Source organism: uncultured Draconibacterium sp., from assembly GCF_913060805.1.
Classification (GTDB): Bacteria; Bacteroidota; Bacteroidia; order Bacteroidales; family Prolixibacteraceae; genus Draconibacterium.
Genome location: NZ_CAJXTC010000005.1, coordinates 70,376 through 89,123 on the forward strand (window position 1 = coordinate 70,376; position 18,748 = coordinate 89,123).

Here is an 18,748-nt window from a genome sequence, read left to right on the forward strand (position 1 = left end):
GAGAGTTATAATTCAAATAAACTAAAACCAAAAAATAAACAAAAAATGAAAAACCTATTCTTATTAATCGCAACAATGCTTGGCTCGTGTGCCATTGCATTTGGGCAAAGTGCCGAAAAAGTAACCCGTCAACCTGTTATCGATATGCACGTGCACGTTTCAAAGGTTCGACCCGGTTCCGGTCCCTTGTGCCCGTGGTTTTTAAGCGATATGCCCGGCGCCGATCCGCACGAAGAATTCGGTATGGGAGATGTTATCAATTCTGATTGTTTGGATCCGCTTCCACCTGCAACCAGCGACGAAGAGTTGAAGATGGAAATTACAGGCCGTATTAAAGATATGAATATGACAATGGTTTGTTTTGGCGATCCCGGAGTTATCCGCAGCTGGATGGCCGAAGTTCCTGAAGGTCGGATCATCCCCGGAATCAGTCCCGGACAACTGACAGTTGAGCAATTCCGCGATTCACTGGAAAGTGGCTTTTATAAATACATGTCGGAAGTGGCACCTCAATACCAGGGAAAATCGCCAAGCGATATGTCGCTCGATCCTTATTTTGCTGTTGCTGAAGAGCTGGGTATTCCTGCCGGAATTCACATGGGAACAGGTGGTAACGGAATGACCAACATTAACAATCCAAATTATCGTGCATCACTCGGTGATCCTTTCCTTTTGGAAGATTTACTAGCACGTCATCCAAAACTGAAAGTTTGTGTTCAGCATGCTGGTTATCCGATGATCGACAACATGCTGGCTTTAATGGGAGCCAACGCGTACGTTTATGTTGATATTTCGGGAATGATCTGGAGTTACCCGCTTGATGATGTGAAAGAATACATCAGAAGATTGGTTCAGGCCGGATTTGGTAAACGAATTATGTACGGAACCGATTTTATGACCTGGCCACGAATGATCGAAACTTCGATGGGCGTGATAGAGCACTCACAGTTTTTATCTGATGATCAGAAACGTGATATTCTGTTTAATAACGCTGCCCGCTTTTTCCGTATGGAAAAAAATGATTTTGACTGGCCGGTTGCCCAGAAATAATTGAGTTAGCTGTGGATATGAAAAAACTGAAGTTCTCGATATTATCACTCATTTGTTTTGCTCTGTTTCCGGTAATTGCCAGTGCCCAGTTTCAGCGCGGGCCGGTAATTATTTCGCCGGAGATATTGCCAAACAATACAGTTACTTTTAAAATTAATGCACCCGAAGCTACCTCGGTAAAACTTGTCGGCAACTGGATGGCAAATCCTTTTGCAGGCGAGAGCATGACCAAAGATGCAGACGGCATCTGGTCAATAACTACAGATCCATTGAAACAGGATTTTTACCAATATTCATTTCAGGTGAATGGTGTAACGGCAATCGATCCGAGCAATGTAAAAGTTTGCCGCGATGGAAGTCGTTTTACCAACTATTTTGTTTTGCCGGGTGATCAGTCGAACTTGTATAAAGTGCAGGATGTGCCACACGGAACGGTTTCAAAAGTTTGGTACGATTCACCCACGTTGGGAATGAAGCGCCGCATGTTTGTGTATACTCCTGCCGGCTACGAAGGCAGCAATGAAAAATACCCGGTTTTGTATCTGTTGCACGGTATGGGGGGCGATGAAGATGCCTGGTCGTCGGTTGGAGCGGCAGAAAATATAATGGACAACATAATTGCAAAAGGACTGACCAAACCAATGATCGTGGTTATGCCCAACGGAAATTACAACCAAAGTGCTGCACAAAATATTCTTTCGCCCAAAACAAATTTTATGGCGAGCTATGATGAAAATGCCGGTAAATTTGAAGAAAGCCTGGTGAAGGATATTATTCCTTTTATCGATGGTAATTACCGCACTTATACCGATTCAAAAAATCGAGCAATTGCAGGCCTTTCAATGGGAGGCGGACAAGCAACTTATGCGGGATTGACGAATGTAGATAAATTCGATTACATCGGCTCTTTCAGCGGTGCCTTTGTTATTTGGCCAAACGTACGGCCGGCTCCCGGAGTTAACGATTTGAATATGGAGGCAGTGGAAAATATTGTTTTCCCCGGTTTGGATTCAGGTGTGAATTCAAAAATGAAACTGATGTACCTGGCAATTGGTACCGAAGATCCTTTGATCGATCCGCAACGCAAATTCAAAGACTGGCTGGACGAGAAAAATATTCAATTTGAAAATATTGAAACACCGGGTTATGCCCATGTTTGGAGCCTTTGGCGAATGAACCTTGTTGAATTTGGTTCGCAGTTATTTCGATAAGCGCTTTAGTTCTTTAAAATCTTGTTACTGAATGAAAAATGCCGGCTTGTTCGGCGAAAATTATAAAACCGACCGTGTGTTACACACGCTATGGTCTGTTTAGTTAGATCGAAGATCCGGCCAATACCCGGATCTTCATATGTATTAAATCTTAAAGTAAACCAATAAACAAAAAAATGAAGAAAAAACTTTTCCTTGCACTATTTTGCTTTCTCGTAGTACTGGGCGCCAACGCTCAGGAATTGGCAAATTTTATGGGACGTGCGCCCGTAATCTCTCCTGAATTTGGAGAAGAGACAGTGACTTTCCGTATTTCAGCACCCGATGCCAAATTGGTGCGCCTTTATGGCTCGTGGATGGAAGCCCGAAATTCGTCTGTTAACATGATGAAAGACACTGCCGGCGTTTGGTCGGTGAGTGTTCCGACTCCATCGCCTGAATTGTATACCTACAATTTTATTGTAGACGGTTTGGTTGTGAATGATGCGCTTAACGTATTTATGCAGCGCGACGGTACCCGCTACTTAAGTGTATTACTTGTTCCGGGCGAATTGACTGAGAATTATTTTGAGGCCAACGAACACGGAAACCTTTCGAAAGTTTGGTACGACTCACCAACATTGGGTATCAACCGCCGCATGTTTGTTTACACGCCGTACGGTTACGAAACCAGTGGCGAAGATTACCCGGTATTATACTTGTTGCACGGTGGTGGTGGCGACGAAGATGCGTGGAGCACAATGGGACGTGCCCGTCAGATTTTGGATAACCTGATTGAAAAAGGGCTGGCAAAACCAATGATCTGTGTTATGCCAAACGGAAATCCTGGTCAGCAGGCAGCAAGAACACAAATGTTGGAGGAAAAGCCATTTGATTACCGCAACGAAGCAACTCGCAATGATTATATCAATAGTTTGGTAAAAGACATTGTTCCTTACATCGAAGGTCATTACCGCGTAATTGCCAAGCCAGAGGCCAGAGCAGTTTCCGGTCTTTCAATGGGTGGTGGACATACAACTTCAGTTACTGTAAATTACCCCGGAGTTTTCGACTACATTCTTCCATTAAGTTCAGGAATGAGAGGCGAACCTGAAGTGATCGATCCTCAACTTCAGAAAATTAAAGAGGCCGGATACAAATTGTACTGGGTTGGTTGTGGAAAAGACGATTTCCTTGCCTACCAAAGCAGTGTTAATTTGGATGCAGCACTTACCCGCAACGGAATGGAACATACATTTTTTGTTACCGAAGGCGGTCATACATGGGCAAACTGGCGAATTTATCTGAATACTTTTGCTCCGCTGCTATTTAAATAAACTTCTAAATCAATCAATTAATAAAGATGAAAAAATATATAATCTCATTAATAGCCCTGCTGCTTTGTGCAGGTGCATTTGCCCAGGAAATAGGCAACTTTATGGGCCGCGAACAGATCGTTTCGCCCGAAATCAAAGATGATGGAATTACATTCCGCTACTCGGCTCCTTATGCCGAGGATGTTAAACTTACCGGTGGTTTTGCGCCAACTGTAAAAAGAGAAACTCCGTTTGGATCTATGGATATGCCGGGAAATATCGATATGGTAAAAGGCGAAAACGGATTGTGGTCGGTAACCGTACCGCTGCCCGAGCCGGAACTTTATACTTACAGTTTTATTGTTGACGGAGTAAGTGTAAACGATCCCAACAATATTTTTATGCAACGAGACGGTACTCGTTATCTGAGTGTGTTGCTGGTTCCGGGAGAATTGACTGAAAACTACTTCGAAGCCAACGAACGCGGTAACCTTAACCAGGTTTGGTACGAATCGCCTACATTGGGAATGACCCGTCGTTTGTTTGTATACACTCCTTATGGTTATGCCGACAGCAAAGACAAATATCCGGTGCTTTACCTGTTACACGGTGCCGGTGGCGACGAAGATGCATGGAGTACCATGGGACGCGCCTGCCAGATTTTGGACAACCTGATTGAAAAAGGATTGGCTAAGCCGATGATTTGTGTAATGCCAAACGGAAACCCAACTCAATATGCTGCACGCACGTTGATGATTGATGAAAAACCAAGAGAAAATAACGGTCCTGGCGCAGGAATGATGAGCAACGATTACCCAAAAAGTATTGTGGAAGACATTGTTCCTTTCATTGAAAAAACTTACCGCGTTGATGCCAAACCAAAATCGCGTGCCATCGCTGGTCTTTCAATGGGGGGCGGACACACTATTGCCACTTCGTTGATGTATCCCGGATTTTTCGATTACATCTGCCCATTGAGTATGGGAATTGGTGGAATGCGTTTTGGCAACAGCGAAGTTGATGAGGAAGAAATGATGAATAATTATAAAAAACAATTTACGGCACTAAACAAGGAAGGCTACAAATTGTACTTCCTGGCTTGTGGCGACTCTGATTTCCTTTTTGAATCAGCAAAAAATCTCGACAAAATGCTTACCGATACCGGTTGTGAGCATACGTTTTTTGTAACTCCGGGTGGACATACCTGGTCGAACTGGCGGATTTACCTGAATACTTTTGCGCCAAAGCTTTTTAAATAATAAACTTTGAAAGACTTCTCAAGACAAATATGAAAAGAATGCCACGATCTGGCTTTCTCGTTCTGCGGGGAAGCACGGTCGTGGCTGATTTTCTTTAACAAATTATTGAAACATAACCTGAATTTTGACAACAATGCTTAATAAACATCTCATCTTATTTTTTCTCCTGCTTGGTGTATTTCAATTGAATGCCCAGCAGGCGCATATAAACCTCGATTGGGCACCACAACGAGCAGGCGGTAGCCTGACACCGTTTATGGCCAATACAATTTCTCCCGAGGTTTCTGACGATCACATGGTCACTTTCCGTTTGAAAGCTCCTGAAGCAAAGGAAGTAACAGTTTCAGGAACCGTAATGCGCGGTTTGAAAAGTAACGATCCAATAAAACTTACCAAAGGAGCCGACGGTTTATGGAGTGCTACCGTTGGGCCGGTAACGCCCGAAATTTACAAATACAACTATGTTGTGGATGGCGTTCGCATTGTTGATCCGGCCAACACCTACGTTGGATTTGCCAACCAGCCGGGTTACAGCGTTTTGGTTGTTCATGGCGACGGACCGGCCTGGTACGATGCCAAAGATGTTCCGCACGGATCGATAACACGTCATATTTATAAATCGGATGTAACCAACGGACAGCGCGAAATGTATGTTTACACGCCTCCGGGCTACGACAAATCGAAAAAATACCCCGTGCTGTATTTATTCGGAGGCTCGGGAGAAGAAGCTTCAACATGGATGTTAACCGGCCGCGTGAATTTTATCATGGACAATATGATCGCTGACGGAACTGCAGTGCCAATGATCATTGCCATGCCGAATAACCAGGTGGTGCACCGCATGGATCCGAAGCACACCGAAATAAGTTTTCCAAGATTTAACGACGAGATGCTGCAGGAAGTAATTCCACTGGTGGAAGCCAATTACAGCGTAAAAGCCGACAAACATAACCGGGCTATTTCCGGTTTGTCGATGGGCGGACGCCATGCACAAATCATCGGTTTAAATAACCTCGATATTTTTGGATCGATCGGAATTTTAAGTGCTGCAGAGTCACTTGATCTTATAAAACCGGGAGTACTCGATGATCCAAAAATCAACGACAAAATCGATTACTTATTTGTTGGTGCCGGAACCCATGAAACGACTCCGGAATCGCGTCAAACGCTAATGCACCAAACATTTGAAGAGAAAAACATTGAGCACGAATTTTATGTGGGTAGTGACGGCGCACACGATTTCATCACCTGGAAACATTTGTTGTACTACAAGTTCCTTCCAAAACTCTTTAAAACGAACTAGATGGAGGACTACTGGAGATAAAACCAGTTGTTTTCATAACGAAGATATTTAAGAGAACTAACACTGAACCTATAAAACCTTAAAATTTAAAAAGATGAAAAAAGTAAACGTTATTCTAAGCCTCCTGTTCGTAATTTTGATTGTATTTAATCCGGAGATTACAAATGGCCAGCGATACAAAGCGGGGCCGCAGGATATGACTTTTTTCTCTTCGGTTGATGAGTCCAATCAACCTTACGCACTTTATATTCCTGAGAATTTTGATGAGACCAAAGAATACCCGCTTGTGGTATTTTTGCACGGTGCGTTGTCGAATCATCGTTTGGGATTACGCCGGGTTTTTGGTAAAGGAAATTTGCAGGGACCTGAATTTGGAACGCCCGGTTTTGTGCCGCCGCAAAACGATTTAGAAGTAACACGTTTTTACCCCGAACTGAAGTCGGTAGATTATATTGTTGTCGCTCCATTTGCACGGGGAACAGCGGGTTATGTCGGAATTCCGGAGCAAGATGTTTTTGATATGCTGGCCGATGTGAAAAGTAAATTCCGCATTGATGAAAACCGCATGTATCTCACCGGTTTGTCGATGGGCGGCGGCGGAACACTTTGGGTCGGATTAAATCATCCCGATATGTGGGCTGCAATTGCACCTGTTTGTCCGGCACCTCCGGCAGGCACCGAAAAACTGGCTATGAACGCCTTTAATTTTCCCGTGCATCTGTTTGTTGGCGATCGCGACGGCTTGATGTCAAATTCGGATGCTTGGAATAAAATGTTCAAAGAAAACGATGTTGATGTTGAATATGTAATTTACCCTGGAATTGCCCATAACAGCTGGGAATATGCTTACGACAAAGGATTTATATTTGATTGGTTTGGTCAGTTCGAACGAAATCTGTTTCCTATAGAGGTTCGTTTTACAACCAGCACTTTCAAATACAACAAATCATACTGGGTGAATGTCGACAAACTTACACCGGGAGTACAGACTTCCATTGTTGCTAAATTCACCGGTAAAAACGAAATCGAAGTTACCACCTCAGAACTTTTAGGATTTACACTAAATCTTGAAGGACATCCACAGTTTGATGCAACTTCAAAAGTTAATGTAACTATAGACGGAAAAACATTTTCAATGAAATCTCCTGATGCCGTTTCGTTCTTGATGGAGGACGGCGAGTGGGTAAATAAAAAATTCACTCCAAACCGATTTTCAAAACAAAAAGGAGCGGAAGGTCCACTTGCTGAGGCTTTAACCGACAACCATATTTATGTGTACGGAACGCAGGGAGAACCTTCGCCGGAAGAGCAGCAGGCAAGAATGGCACTGGCAACTTATGCATCCGACTGGGCATATCAGCGCGCTTTTGGTGGACGGATTATGATTTTTCCGAGAATGGTTGCCGACAACGGTGTGCGCCAAAGCGATTACGAAACATCAAACCTGGTGCTATTTGGCACTGCCGCAACAAACAGTATCATAAAAAAATACGAAGACCGGCTGCCGGTTCAGCTGAACGAAGATGCGGAAGGGTATGGTTTGGTTTTCATTTACCCGATGAATGGACATTATGTAGTGGTGAATTCGGGTTTGCCTTGGTGGACTCCACCAGCACAAGCCGAACAGGCCGGTGGCATGCGGTTATCTTCCGGCAAAGGAAGTTCTCTTGATGCATATCCCGATTTTATCCTGTTTAAAGACACGCCCGATAACGTGATCAGCAAAGGATATTTTGATGAGAATTGGGAAATTCCCGAAGCTGAGAAATCAAAATTAAAAGCATCGGGAGTTGTAACACTGAAATAGATTTTAAACCTAAAATAAATTGAAAATTAGTTAGAATGAAACACAATTTTACAATCAAACAACTGCTTGTACTGGCTTTGGGAGTCTTCTTAATGTCAGCTGTTCAGGCGCAGGAAATACAGCAGCGGAGGGGAGTGCAGGTTGTTTCTCCGGAAATTGGAGGCGACAATACAGTTACTTTTCGGCTTTATGCTGAAGACGCTCATTCGGTAACAGTTAGTGGAAGCTGGCTGGGTATGGGCGAAAACCTTGAAATGAAAAAAGGCAGCGACGGTGTTTGGTCGGCAACAACAAAGGCTTTGGAACCGTCCATGTATCACTACAATTTTATGCTTGATGGTGTAAGCATTCTTGATCCACGAAATCCGAAAGCATTGCGCGACGGAACACGGTACGCCAGTACTTTGATCGTTCCCGGAAAAGCATCGGATGTTTTTGAAGTTCAGGATGTGCCGCACGGTACCATTCATAAAGTTTGGTACGATTCACCAACACTCGGTTTATACCGCCGCATGTTGGTTTACACACCTGCTGGTTATGAAGACAGTAAAGAAAAATATCCTGTTTTATACCTGCTTCACGGTGGTGGCGGCGATGAGGAAGCCTGGTCGTCGCTTGGTCGTGCCAACAATATTCTCGACAATCTGATTGCTGCAGGAAAAGCTAAACCGATGCTGGTTGTAATGACTAATGGTAACGAGCTTCAAACATCGTCGGTAACTGAGTGGCCAACAAATACAAATGTTGTTGATCGTGGCCCGGCTCGTGGCGGTGAAACTCGTGAACAAACTGTTGACCGTGTTACAAAATTCCCCAACAGTTTGGTGAATGATGTAATTCCTTACGTAGAAAAACATTTCCGAGTAATTGCCAACAGCGAAAATCGTGCAATCGCAGGTCTGTCGATGGGATCGATGCAAACGCAGATCACCACTATGACCAATCCCGGATTCTTTGAATACATTGGATGCTTCAGCCTGGGAATTCACTTTAACGATCAGTTTGAGATCGTTTCCAATGAAATCCTGATTCCGGGTTACGACAAGTATCTGGAAACAATGGATAACAAACTGTTTTACACAGGTTGCGGAACAGAAGATTTCTGCTACGAAGGTGTACAAACACTGCGGAAAAAGCTCGATGAGCACAACTTCGAATACGTTTATAACGAAACCGGCGGCGGACATACCTGGGCCAACTGGAGAACCTATTTATCAGATTATGCACCCCGTTTATTCAAATAAAAAACTTTCAAAATTTAACTCATGAAACCGAATTATAAACAAATCGTTTTATCAGTCTTACTGATTTTTGTGATAAATATCTTTAGTCTTAACGCCCAGGAAATTCAACAACGACGCGGTGTGCAGGTTGTTTCTCCCGAGATTAACGGAGATAACAGTGTGACTTTTCGCTTGTATTCTGAAAATGCCCAGTCGGTTGCCGTTAGCGGAAGCTGGATGGGATTTGGCCAAAACCTCGAAATGACAAAAGGTGATGATGGCGTGTGGTCGGCAAAAACGGATGTGTTGGAACCATCGATGTATCATTACAACCTGATCCTCGACGGAGTAAGTATCCTCGATCCACGCAATCCAAAAGCGATGCGCGACGGAACACGTTATGCAAGTACGTTGATTATCCCGGGAGAAGGCTCTGAAGTGTTTGAGGTAAACGATGTTCCTCACGGTTCGATTAACAAGGTTTGGTACGATTCGCCTTCATTGGATCTCACACGCAGAATGTATGTTTACACACCTCCGGGGTACGAAGACAGCAAGGAAAAATATCCTGTTTTATATCTGCTGCACGGTGGTGGTGGCGACGAAGATGCATGGAGCTCGTTAGGACGTGCAAATTATATTCTCGACAACCTGATTGCAGAAGGAAAAGCAAAACCAATGATTGTGGTGATGACCAACGGAAATCCAAATCAAAAAGCGGCTATTACCGAAACGCAGCCTATTCCATCGGATAATCCGCTGATTATTGCTACTGCAAAATTTCCTGAAAGTTTGGTAAATGATGTAATTCCTTACGTGGAAGATCATTACCGCGTAATTGCAAACAGTTCGAATCGCGCCATTGCCGGTTTGTCGATGGGATGTTTGCACACGCAGATCGCCTCGTTAAACAACCCTGAAATGTTTAAATATATGGGACTGTTCAGCCTGGGTTTACATCCAAACGATCCTAACCTGGAAGAAATTATGAAGCCGTTAATTGCAGCTTACGATAAAAATCTGGAGACTTTGAAAAAGAATTACAAGCTTTTCTACATTGGTTGTGGTACTGAGGATTTTGTTTACGACGGCGTTCAAATTCTTCGTAAAAAACTGGACGATAATAATTTTGAATACCTGTATAACGAAACTGGCGGCGGTCATACATGGGCCAACTGGAGAACCTATTTGTCGGATTACGCTCCGCGTCTTTTTAAATAAACCGAATTACATAAATAGAAATGAAGAATTTAAAATCAATAGTACTGCTTGGCTTTTTAGCCGTATTTTTTACTTCGGCCGTTCAGGCCCAATTTAATCGTACGCCAACTCCAAATGATAATTTGCAATCCACAAAAGTTTTGGAAAATGGCGATGTTCAATTTCAGATTTATGCTCCCGACGCGGAAAAAGTGACTTTGGGTGGCGATATTGTTCCGTGGGGGACAGACCTGAAAAGTGAAAAAGCCGAAAATGGCGTTTGGACAATCACCGTTCCGAATGTGAAGGCCGGAACTTATCGTTACAATTTTGTGGTCGATAATGTGAAAGTTTACGATCCAAAAGCTCCGGATGCCTATAAAACATCGGCGCTAGTTGATGTGCTGCCAAACGGTGGGGACGAGTTTTTTGCAGTACGAAAAGATGTTCCTCACGGTGCTGTTTCTGCTATTCAGTATTACTCGGAAACTACCGGAACAATGCGCAACATGCAGGTTTGGACACCTCCGGGTTACAACGCCAAGAACAATAAATTGCCGGTATTCTATTTGATTCATGGTGGTGGCGACAGCGAATTGGCATGGCCGGGAGTTGGACGTGCAGGAATTATTATGGACAACCTGCTGGCTGAAGGAAAATGCAAGGAAATGATCGTTGTAATGCCCGACGGAGGAATTGATGTAAACCTATTCGTTAAAGATTTTGTAAACGACATTATTCCTTACATCGAATCGAATTACAATGTGTACACCGATGCCGATCATCGTGCGCTGGCCGGCCTTTCAATGGGAGGTTTGGAAGTGTTGGAGTCGTTTATGGCACACCCCGATTTGTTTGCTTACATCAACGTGATGAGCTCGGGTTGGTTTGCCAACAATAAGGAAATGTACGAAACAGGTGACAAACGTCTGAAAGAAATTGCACCAACTTTAAAGAAAACGGTAAAACTCCTGAAATTTACTCAGGGAGGACCGGAAGATATAGCTTATGCAAACGGCAAAGAAATGTTGAAGGTATTCGACAAAAACGGGATTGATTATGAATTCAGTGAAATGCCCGGCGGCCACAGTTGGCTGGTTTGGCGGAACGATCTTCATAGTTTTGCTCCTGTATTATTTAAGTAAAACAAGGCTACAAAAAGTACATCATTCGTGGTGTGCTTTTTTTGTTTTTCACGAACTAACAATACTTAAAACCAATAAAATGACCATAAAAAAATACTTGCTTCGATTTTTTAGTTTGGGGTTCATCCTGCTGATCACTTTGAATGTTTTTGCCCAATTCGGGCCGCGAATCAAATCACCGGTGGTAAACGATGATAGCAGCGTTTCTTTTTCGATTAAAGCACCCGATGCAAAGGAAGTTTCGGTGAACATTCAGATGCAGAATTACCCGATGGAAAAGGATGCTGAAGGCGTTTGGAGTGTTACTGTTGGGCCGCTTGAACCGGAAGGTTATACCTACGCTTTTTCGGTTGACGGATTAAAAGTGCTCGATCCTGCAAACCCGGCAATGCAAATCGGCCAGGCGCCGTCGTGGAGTTTGCTTACTGTGCCCGGAAATCCGGCTCGTTTTTATGAACTGCAGGCTGTTCCACACGGCACTATTCACATTCATAAATATTTTTCTACTGCGCAGGACATAAACAGGGAATTGTATGTGTACACACCTCCCGGCTACAATCCGAATAAAAAGTATCCGGTGTTAAATCTGCGTCATGGTGGTGGCGATAACGAAACTGCCTGGTACGTGGTGGGCGATGCGGCCAATATTATGGATAATTTGTTGGCACAGAATAAAATTGTGCCCATGGTTGTGGTAATGACCAATGGCAACGTAGAAAAGCAAACCGAAGGCGGAGCTTATGGTGAAGAAGGTGTGCAAATAATGGCCGATGAGTTGTTTAACGATGTGCTTCCGCTGATTGAAAAAGAATATTCAGTTTATACCGACCCGAAACACCGGGCGATTGCAGGCCTTTCGATGGGAGGCGGACAATCGTATTATATCGGTTTGGCAAATGTGGATAAATTTGATTGGATAGGCTCTTTTAGCTCAGGAATTTTTGGAGGAATTCCCGGTGTGAATTTCGACCCTGAAGAACGAAACCCGGGTATTCTGACAAAATCAGCAGATTTCAATAAAGAATTGGATTTATTCTACTTGTCGTGTGGAGAACAGGATCCGCGCGTTGAGTACACTCAAAAAGTAGTTGATACCTTTAAGGAAAACAACCTAAAAGTGACTTACGAAACTTTTGAAGGAACACACGAGTGGAAAGTGTGGAAGCATTCGCTACGGAATTTCGCACAGATGCTGTTTAAATAGTTGTTTAGTTCGACTTTGAAGCAAAGGGAATATGCTTAACACCGTCCTTCAGGGCGGTGATGGTTAAAAGTTATAGTAGCCCGGATTTTGAAGAATTTTGTAAATTAATAGAAGTCAAAATTTATCAAAATCCTTTCAGTCGAAGAGCGTTTTCCGTCATATAGATAGCAGATCAATAAACGTAGTACTGCAAAATTTTTAAAACCTAAAATAAACCAGGATATGAAAACGAACCGAAGAAATTTTTTCCAGACATTAGGAGCGGGAGCTGCCGGGATTGGCATCTCTTCATCTTTCCCAAAAACAGCGATGTCAACTCCTTCAGAACAAGCTGCTGAAAATGATGAGCAGGTCCTTTTTGTTGGCGACGATATTGCACTTGCCGATACGGAGTACGGAAAAGTTAAAGGATACATTCTGCGTGGTATTAATTATTTTCTGGGTATTCCATACGGTGCGCCAACATCGGGGAAGAATCGTTTTATGCCTCCGCAAAAGCCGGAGCCGTGGGATGATGTTTTTCCTGCAGTTTGGTGGGGAAATTCTACCCCTCAAAATATCGAAGGGCAATATTCCAATTCCTATTCGGCCTTTGTCGATCACTGGAATTACGACGATATCAGCGAAGACTGCCTGCGTTTGAATGTGTTTACACCGGGAATTGCAGATGGGAAAAAACGGCCTGTTTTGGTTTGGTTTCATGGAGGTGGTTTTACTGCCGGAAACGGTATTGAGCAAGATGGCTACAATGGCGAGAACATTAGTCGAAAAGGCGATATCGTATTTGTTTCGTTGAATCATAGATTAGGCCCGATGGGATTTTCAAATCTGGCCGGAGTGGGCGGAGATAAATTTGCTGATTCTGGTAACGTTGGTATTCTCGATTTGGTTGCTGCGTTGGAATGGGTACGTGACAATATCGAAAACTTTGGAGGTGACCCCGGCAATGTAACCATCATGGGACAGTCGGGTGGTGGCGGAAAAGTTAAAGCCATTACCGGAACTCCAAAAGCAAAAGGTTTATTCCACAAAGCAGTTGTTTTAAGCGGTTTCATTCGCTTGTGGGGCGAAAAAGATACCACCGAAAAAGTGGGTGAATACATTCTGAAAGAAGCAGGATTAACAAAGAACGAAATAACCAAACTGCAGGAAATGCCCTGGAAGGAATATTATGCGCTGGCTAATCGTGCTGCTGCAAAATTCGCACAGGAAACCGGTGAAGAAATTGGTATGGGAGGCTTTGTACCTGTGGTAGGAACTGATGTTATTCCGGCAGAACCTTATTTCCCGGAAGCTACTCCGCTAATTGAAGATATCCCAATGATTTTCAGTTCTACTACCGAAGAAATGTCGCCAAGCAGAACAAATCCGGAGCTGGAAAATATCACGCTCGAAGAGGTGATTGAACAGCTAAAAGTGCGGGCAGGTTTTGAAGCCGGTTTGGGCGACAAAGCAGAGGAAGTTGTTAAGGCGTATGCAAAAGCATTTCCAGATAAACGCCCGGTTGAAATTTGGGCCTTGGTAAGTGCAAGCCGAAAGGGAAATGTTGCGTTGGCCGACTCGAAAGTGAAACAAAAAGCACCTGTTTATATGGCGTGGTTCGGATGGCAACCACCGTTGTTTAACAACCGGATGCGGGCTTTCCACTGCCTCGATATTTGTTTTTGGTTCGATAACACCGATGTGATGTACACGCACACCGGAGGAGGAAAACGTCCGCGTGCACTTGCTGAAAAATTATCAGGATCACTGATTCAATTTATGAAAACCGGAGACCCGAATGGTGGCGGTTTACCCGAATGGCCGAAATACACCTCTGAAAAGGGTGAAGTAATGGTTCTGAATGATGTTTGCGAAGTGAAAAACGATCCGGACAGGGAAGCCAGAGAGGCCATGTCTTAAATCTAAATTGATAAATCTTAAAAATTGAAATATGAAAAAAACAGTTCTTACAATAATCACACTGATTTTTACAACAAGTCTTTTTGCTCAGTTCGGTGGACCTCCACGATTGGTGTCACCGGAGATTGATGGCAATAATATTACCATCCGTATTCGTGCCCCAAAAGCTATAAAAGTGGAACTGAACGGTGCTTTTTTACCGGTTCAGGTGGTTGAAACACCAATGGGACGAATGCCGAGAACAATGCCGGTGGAAATGAAGGAAGGCGAAGACGGTGTTTGGGAATATACCGCCAAAGATGTAGTGCCCGATTTTTACACGTATACCGTTTCTGTTGATGGCATTCAGATGCTTGATCCGAATAACCTGAAGGTAATTCGCAACGGGCGGAATATGAGCAATTACCTGATTGTGCCGGGCGAGAAAAGTAATGTATTTCTGGAAGCCAAAGAGCACAAAGGAACGCTGTCGAAAGTATGGTATCCTTCTGCTGCCTACGGTGCCGAATGCCGAATGTATGTGTACACCCCATACGGCTATGGTGAAACCAACAAAAAATACCCGGTATTGTATCTGCAACACGGTGGCGGCGGCGATGAGGATGCATGGTCTTCTTTGGGCAGAGCTTCACAAATTATGGATAATTTGATTGCCCAGGGCAAAGCAGAACCTATGATTGTGGTTATGCCAAATGCAACTCCTAACCAACTGGCTTCGCCGGATGTTTTGGATCCAATTGAAGGTTCAACTGACTTGTTCAGCATGGATATGGAATCGGATGAATTTCATTCCGGTGGCGTATATACCAAAAGCCTGGTTGAAGATATCATTCCTTATGTGGAATCGCATTATAGTGTAATTGCCAAAAAAGAAGGACGTGCACTTGTCGGTCTTTCAATGGGTGGAATTTACACGCTTTATACCACTGCCCGAAATCCCGAATTATTCGATTATATTGGTGTTTTGAGTATGGGATTTACTCCCGGTCGCGATGCAAAAGCAGAATTAACGCCAATAAAAGAGGCCGGTTACAAATTGTACTGGGTGGGTTGTGGCGAAACCGACATGGCGTATGATAACGCTGAAAGGTTGCTAAATGAGCTGGATGAACTGAATATGGAATACACCTATTTCGACAAAGTTGGCGGTCACACCTGGGACACGTGGCGTGTTTGTTTAAAAGAAATGGCGCCCTTATTATTCAAATAAACTAAACTTTAAAACTTATAACAATGAAAACTAATCGAAGAGACTTTTTTCAAACGATGGGAGCCGGAGCAGCCGGATTTGGATTGGCTACAACACTTCCTCTTGCTTCATGTGCCGCTCCGGCAGAATCGGCAGCAGCTGAAGATGACGAGCAAATACTTTTTATTGGCGACGATATTGCCATTGCAGATACTGCTTACGGTAAAGTGAAAGGATTTATCCTGCGTGGAATTACGCAGTTCAGAGGCATTCCTTATGGTGCCGACACCAGTGGCAAAAACCGCTTTATGCCACCTCAAAAACCTGAACCATGGAGCGATATTAAGCCTGCAGTTTGGTGGGGAAATACAGCTCCGCAGTTAATGGATGGCCGTTATGCTAATGCCTATTCTTCGTTTGTTGATCATTGGAATTACGACGATGTAAGCGAAGATTGTTTGAAGTTGAATGTATGGACACCTGCCATCGATAGCAATAAACGTCCGGTTTTGGTTTGGCTGCATGGTGGCGGTTTTACCAATGGAAATGGTATTGAGCAAGACGGTTATATGGGCGAGAACCTGAGCCGCAAAGGAGATGTGGTATTTGTTTCTATTAATCACCGCTTGGGGCCGATCGGCTTTTCTGATCTGTCGGGTGTTGGTGGAGAAAAATACAAAGATTCCGGCAACGTTGGAGCGCTCGATATGGTTGCTGCCTTGGAGTGGGTGAACGAGAATATTGCCAATTTTGGTGGCGATCCTGATAATGTTACAATCATGGGGCAATCAGGTGGCGGTGCCAAAGTTTGCACAGTGGCTGCCATGCCGGCTGCAAAAGGATTAGTTCATAAAGCTGTTCCTTTAAGCGGTTCTACAACTCAGGCTATGGATCAGGCTTATGCACAAAAACTGGGCGAGTATGTGCTGAACGAAGCAGGTTTAAAACCTTCAGAAATTGATAAACTACAGGAAATCCCCTGGAAAGAATACATTTTAATTGCAAACAAAGCCAGTCAGAAAATGCGTGAAGAGCAAGGCGGAAGCGGATTGATGCGTATGGGTTTTGCCCCGGTTGCTGATGGTGTGAATATTCCAAAAGGTACTTTTTATTCTGAGTCCGGCGGCATTTCATCCGATGTGCCGATGATGTTGTCGACAACTTTCCACGAGTGGGGAATGTCGCGCACCAATCCTGAATTGGAAGCAATTACTGAAGAGGGAGCCAAGGAAATGATGAAGGACAGAGCCGGTATCAGAGGCGGTTTTGGAGATAAAGCCGCTGAAATTTATGATGCTTATGCAAAAGTTTTTCCAGATGCTAAACCCATTGAAATCCTCACTTTGGCAGGAAGTAACCGTAAAAGTGTGGTTGAAACAGCCACCGCTAAAATCAATCAGCCGGCACCAGTTTATGTGGCCTGGTTTGGTTGGGAACCACCAATGTTTAACGGACGAATGCGGGCTTTCCACTGTTCCGATATCTGTTTCTGGTTTTACAATACTGACTTAATGCTGACGCACACCGGAGGCGGCGCCCGTCCGCGTAAGCTTTCCGAAAAAATGTCGGATGCATTACTGTCATTTATGAAAACCGGTAATCCGAATTGCGAAACCTTACCTGAATGGCCACAATTCTCGGCCGAAAATGGCGAGGTAATGATTTTAAACGACGTTTGCGAAGCGAAAAATGATCCCGACCGAGAAGCACGACAATTACTGTAAAGCTAAATTATAACAGGATAGAAATTAGAGCAGAAGGGAACTTTGTTTCCTTTTGCTCTATAAAATTACTGCACTTTAAAACCTGAAAAGAACCAAAAAATAAACTGCTATGCCACCAAGAGTTTGCTTGAAACTTATCCTCGTACTTTTTCTATTTCCCGGATTTTCCGAAATCAGTGCACAGGAAACAATCGATGTTGGAAAAACCGGTTGGGATGTTAAAAGGCCCGTAGTTGCAGGTGCTTGTGAAGCCAGTTGTCCGTGGGGCGAACTGGCCGATTTTGTTCAGCAGGCGATGGAGCCAATGGGATATTCGGTAATTATTTGTCGCAACTGCAACCGTATGCATGGCCCGCGATTGGTTTCCGAGGCCAGCTATCCGCCACCACTTGATGAGGCGAATTTAGAAGACGGCACTATTTACCGTATCAATGCAAAAGTTGATTTTGGAATTACGTCGAGTGCTTTTTTGGCCAACGCTTACAAAGAGAGTTTTTTTGGTGGCGGGCCGTATAAAAATCTGCGACTGATTGCCAAAGTGGAAGATCCGTTTTATTTTCTGATCGCTACAAAAAAGGAGAGCGGAATAGAAAGTCTGGAACAGGTTCGTGAAGAAGGACTGCCGGTGCGTATTTTTGATACTGACGGAAGTATGGCGACAATTCTGGATTATTACGGAATTACTTCGGACGAAATTGAAGGTTGGGGAGGCAAAAGACGGGTGTCGTACGACGAAGCGTTAAAAGGCGAGTTTGATATAATTGCCGGCTTTTTAGCTACGCCGAGTAATAACATCGAATCGTCGTACTGGACTGCGCTGAGTGAAAAATTCGATTTGCATTTTATGGAACTTCCTAAAGATTGTCTGGATAGAATTGCCGAACAAAATGTGGACGCTGAACCTGTTGTTGTGCAGAATGGTTTTCTTCGCGGACTCAACCGCAGAATCAAAACATTGGGACGATCGGGTGAGGCATTTTTTGCCCGCGACGATACACCCGAGCAGGCTGCTTACGACATTGCAAAAGCAATTGATAAAAACCGGGGAGGATTAAAATGGTTTATCCGGATTTATTCCTACGATTCCAACACGGTTTGGAGTAATTTCGGCGTTCCCTTGCATCCCGGTGCCGAACGCTATTACCGCGAAGTTGGCTACATAAAATAGAATATAAGAGGGATTTAAAATTTTACCATATATCATTATTTATAGAAAGAAGCTTCGGCTTCTTTTTG

14 protein-coding genes are annotated in these 18,748 nt (G+C 43.9%); all 14 read left to right on the top strand.

From position 1 onward, the window contains the following. Positions 1 to 45 precede the first annotated feature (45 nt). The 14 genes from QZ576_RS04490 to QZ576_RS04555 all read left to right on the top strand — a co-directional run bounded on the left by QZ576_RS04490 (position 46) and on the right by QZ576_RS04555 (position 18,680). A complete protein-coding gene (locus tag QZ576_RS04490; RefSeq protein WP_297094505.1) occupies positions 46 to 1,050 on the top strand; it encodes an amidohydrolase family protein in 1,005 nt (334 codons plus the stop codon). 17 nt (positions 1,051 to 1,067) lie between these two features. Further along, positions 1,068 to 2,261, top strand: a complete 1,194-nt coding sequence (locus tag QZ576_RS04495) for an esterase family protein (protein WP_297094507.1) — start codon at positions 1,068 to 1,070, stop codon at positions 2,259 to 2,261. Positions 2,262 to 2,437: 176 nt separating this feature from the next. Then, a complete protein-coding gene (locus tag QZ576_RS04500) occupies positions 2,438 to 3,577 on the top strand; it encodes an esterase (protein ID WP_297094509.1) in 1,140 nt (379 codons plus the stop codon). A 26-nt stretch (positions 3,578 to 3,603) separates the two neighbouring features. Continuing rightward, positions 3,604 to 4,815 (top strand): esterase, encoded by a 1,212-nt coding sequence (locus QZ576_RS04505; protein WP_297094511.1) that lies wholly within the window; start codon positions 3,604 to 3,606, stop codon positions 4,813 to 4,815. Positions 4,816 to 4,948: 133 nt separating this feature from the next. After that, positions 4,949 to 6,118, top strand: a complete 1,170-nt coding sequence (locus QZ576_RS04510; protein WP_297094513.1) for an esterase family protein — start codon at positions 4,949 to 4,951, stop codon at positions 6,116 to 6,118. A gap of 94 nt (positions 6,119 to 6,212) precedes the next feature. Continuing rightward, positions 6,213 to 7,925: a phospholipase gene (locus tag QZ576_RS04515; RefSeq protein ID WP_297094515.1), complete on the top strand. Its 1,713-nt coding sequence runs from the start codon at positions 6,213 to 6,215 to the stop codon at positions 7,923 to 7,925. Positions 7,926 to 7,960: 35 nt separating this feature from the next. Continuing rightward, a complete protein-coding gene (locus QZ576_RS04520; protein WP_297094517.1) occupies positions 7,961 to 9,169 on the top strand; it encodes an esterase in 1,209 nt (402 codons plus the stop codon). A gap of 21 nt (positions 9,170 to 9,190) precedes the next feature. After that, a complete protein-coding gene (locus tag QZ576_RS04525) occupies positions 9,191 to 10,369 on the top strand; it encodes an esterase (protein WP_297094519.1) in 1,179 nt (392 codons plus the stop codon). 20 nt (positions 10,370 to 10,389) lie between these two features. Next, positions 10,390 to 11,493 carry an alpha/beta hydrolase-fold protein gene (locus QZ576_RS04530; RefSeq protein WP_297094521.1) on the top strand — a complete coding sequence of 368 codons (1,104 nt, stop codon included), beginning with the start codon at positions 10,390 to 10,392 and terminating at the stop codon, positions 11,491 to 11,493. 79 nt (positions 11,494 to 11,572) lie between these two features. Then, a complete protein-coding gene (locus QZ576_RS04535) occupies positions 11,573 to 12,697 on the top strand; it encodes an alpha/beta hydrolase-fold protein (protein WP_297094523.1) in 1,125 nt (374 codons plus the stop codon). A 222-nt stretch (positions 12,698 to 12,919) separates the two neighbouring features. Further along, entirely contained in the window at positions 12,920 to 14,599 is a 1,680-nt protein-coding gene (locus tag QZ576_RS04540; protein WP_297094525.1) for a carboxylesterase family protein, read from the top strand. 31 nt (positions 14,600 to 14,630) lie between these two features. Next, positions 14,631 to 15,809: an esterase gene (locus tag QZ576_RS04545; protein WP_297094527.1), complete on the top strand. Its 1,179-nt coding sequence runs from the start codon at positions 14,631 to 14,633 to the stop codon at positions 15,807 to 15,809. Between the two features lie 23 nt (positions 15,810 to 15,832). Then, positions 15,833 to 17,512, top strand: a complete 1,680-nt coding sequence (locus tag QZ576_RS04550) for a carboxylesterase family protein (protein WP_297094528.1) — start codon at positions 15,833 to 15,835, stop codon at positions 17,510 to 17,512. Between the two features lie 109 nt (positions 17,513 to 17,621). Beyond that, positions 17,622 to 18,680, top strand: coding sequence for a TAXI family TRAP transporter solute-binding subunit (locus QZ576_RS04555; RefSeq protein ID WP_297094529.1), 1,059 nt, complete (start codon positions 17,622 to 17,624; stop codon positions 18,678 to 18,680). Positions 18,681 to 18,748: the final 68 nt, after the last annotated feature.